This window comes from Pseudorhodoplanes sp. (genome assembly GCF_035565855.1).
Taxonomy (GTDB): Bacteria; Pseudomonadota; Alphaproteobacteria; order Rhizobiales; family Xanthobacteraceae; genus Pseudorhodoplanes.
The window spans coordinates 1-2,850 of the sequence record NZ_DATMRX010000051.1; the positions used below are offsets into that span (position 1 = coordinate 1).

The 2,850-nt window shown below is 65.2% G+C and carries 3 protein-coding genes; 1 reads left to right on the forward strand and 2 read right to left on the reverse strand.

Annotated features, from left to right (window positions below):
- Positions 1-148 precede the first annotated feature (148 nt).
- The gene (locus tag VN004_RS02910) at positions 149-1,963 is read left to right on the forward strand and encodes a glycosyltransferase family 2 protein (protein WP_325606830.1); all 1,815 of its coding nucleotides are present in this window, start codon (positions 149-151) and stop codon (positions 1,961-1,963) included.
- Between the two features lie 10 nt (positions 1,964-1,973).
- Here VN004_RS02910 and VN004_RS02915 read toward each other — a convergent pair whose 3' ends face one another.
- Both VN004_RS02915 and VN004_RS02920 read right to left on the reverse strand, forming a co-directional pair.
- Positions 1,974-2,570, reverse strand: a complete 597-nt coding sequence (locus VN004_RS02915; protein WP_325606831.1) for an SCO family protein — start codon at positions 2,568-2,570, stop codon at positions 1,974-1,976.
- Positions 2,571-2,591: 21 nt separating this feature from the next.
- On the reverse strand, positions 2,592-2,850 hold a 259-nt coding region (locus VN004_RS02920; RefSeq protein WP_325606833.1), incomplete at its 5' end, for a hypothetical protein.

The following is a 2,850-nucleotide window of genomic DNA, read 5'->3' on the forward strand; positions in this document are numbered from 1 at the left end:
GGCGGCCATGCGGGGGCCCAGGTCACATGCCGAGCCGGCCGGCCGGCATGCGCGCGATATGTCTTACGGCCCGCGGCCGGGTTCAAGGCCGGAATCCGATTCGGCACGGATTCGTGCCCGGCTCGCTGCCTGCCCCGAAATCGACTGCGTGCGCCATCTTCTGTCTCCGGCGCAGATTGCGGCCGCGGAATTGCGGGCGGCCGAAATCGGGACCGGGGCGGACCGGGTCCTGGTCACCGCCGGCGTCCTGACCGACCGCGATTACGTGCAGTGCCTTGCGCGGCATTCCGGGCTTGCGGTCGCCACCCTCGGCCAGATGCCGCGCTCGGCATGCCCGGTCGACGATGACCGCCTGATCGCGGGTCTCGCAACCGGGATCATCCCGATCCGAAACGGCCGCGAGCTGACATGGGTGGTTGCACCGTGGCATCTGTCGGCGCGCTTCCTCCTAGCGACGCTGCAGCGTTACCCGGACATGCGTTCGCGGATAGCGCTGACGACCATGGAGGAGATGCGCGACTTTGCCCATCGCGAGGCCAGCGTCGCGGTGTCGTGCCGCGCCGCGTTCGACATGCGCGCCTACAGCCCTGCCTTGTCGGCCGGCTCGGTCCGCAGCCGCCTGCCGCTGCGATGGTTCGCCGCCGCGATGTCCTGCGTCGCTGGCCTCTTCGCATTCCAGTCCCCCGTGACCATCGCGATCGATATCGCCTTGGCGATCATGTTCCTGAGCTGGAGCGGGTTACGCGTCGTCGCGACGCTGCTTTCGTCCGCGCCCGACGATGAGCATGCGCGGGTCGGAGATGACGACCTGCCGCTGTACTCGATCATCGTCGCGCTGTACCGCGAAGCCGAAGCGACGCGCGGCCTGATCGCAGCCTTGTCGCGACTGGATTATCCAAAGGAGCGGCTCGACATCAAACTCGTCGTCGAAAGCGACGATCTCGAAACGCGGTTCGCGCTCAACATGATGGATCTTCCTCCGCCATTCGAGATCGTGATCGCGCCGTCTGCCGGGCCGAGGACAAAGCCGAAAGCCTTGAACGCCGCCCTGCCCTTCGTGCGCGGCCGCTATGTCGCGGTGTTCGATGCCGAGGACCGCCCCGAAACAGGCCAACTTCGCATCGCGCTGTCGGCATTCGAACGTGGCGATCCGAGGCTTGCCTGCGTGCAGGCGCGGCTGACCATCGACAACACGCGCGACAATTGGCTCACACGCCTGTTCACCGCCGAATATGCAGGGCTATTCGACGTGTTCCTGCCGGGCCTTGCCGCATGGCACATGCCATTGCCGCTCGGCGGCACGTCCAATCACTTCCATACGCCGACGCTGCGCGGACTTGGCGGCTGGGACCCCTACAACGTGACGGAGGATGCGGATCTCGGCATCCGGCTGGCTCGCGCCGGCTATCGCACGACCCTCGTGCAGTCCTCGACTTACGAAGAAGCACCGGGCCGGCTGATGCCATGGATCCGGCAGCGCACGCGCTGGTTCAAGGGTTACCTGCAGACCTGGGCCGTCCACATGCGTGCGCCGCGCAAGCTCTGGCAGGAACTCGGCGCCGGCGGTTTCCTCGTCTTCCAGCTCGTGATCGGCGGCGCGGTGCTCGCCGCGCTGGTGCACGGCATATTCGCCGGCGTCATTATCGGTCAGGTTGCGTCAGGCCTGCTCTTTGCCGGCAAGTCCGGCACGTTCGAGCAGATCTTCGCGGGCCTGTATTTCGTCTCGCTGATCGCCGGCTACCTTCTTTCCGGACTGGTCGGCTTCATCGGACTATCCCGGCGCAGGCTGTTGCGCAGCGCGCCCTATCTGCTGCTCCTGCCGCTCTATTGGCTGCTGCTGTCGGTCGCGGCGTGGCGCGCGGCGTTTCAGCTCATCCGCGCCCCGTACCACTGGGAGAAGACCGACCACGGACGCGCGCGGACATCGCGGCAGGAAGCCACCGGCGATCCTCAGGCCGCTTGAAAAAGCAAAATCAGAGATAGCGGCGCAATTCCGCCGCCGCGTCCTGCGGCTTTCGCTTCATGTTGAAGGGCGCGACAAAGCGGCCTTCCTTGTCCATCAGATAGACCAGCGCCGTGTGATCCATCGTATAGTCGCCGCCATCGAGTGGGACTTTCTTGGAATAGACCCTGTACGCCTTCTCCATCGACGTGACGGCCGAGGGCTCTCCGGTCAGACCGCGGATCCGCGGATCGAAACTCGACAGATATTCCTTCAGGATATCCGGCGTGTCTCGCTCCGGATCGACCGAGACAAAATAGGCCTGCAGCTTGTCGCCATCGCGGCCGAGGGCCTTGTACACCTCGCTCATGTCGAACAGCGCCGTCGGGCAGATATCCGGGCAATGCGTGAAGCCGAAGAAGATGAGCGACGGCTTGCCCTTGAGCGCATCCTGCGTCACCACCTCGCCGCGCTGATCCACAAGCCTGAACGGTCCGCCGATCGCCGAGGGCGCCGGAATAGGCGTCGGCAGCCGGCCGACGAACATGAAGATCGCCGCCGAGAATATCGCCAGCCCGGCAATGAAGGCAGCAATCAACGTGACGATGCGAACGGTCTGCGGCTTCATCGGGACATCACGGCAAGGGGATCACAAGCAGGCGGCGATGCCTGCACGCACGATCTCGAAAAAAACAGCAGTCCCGTAGTAAATCCAAAGCGCGACCGCGAGCGCGGCCAGCGCGCCGAAGCCAAGTCCTGCCGCCACCAGGGCCCAGGATATGCGGCGAGGCGCCGTGCCGGGGATTGTCTCGGACATACAAGGCAGATAGGCGCAGCGGCCGATCCGATCAACCGTCTTGTCGGGCGGCCTTGCCGGAGCATTGCTTCCAGGATCGGCCCATCGGAAA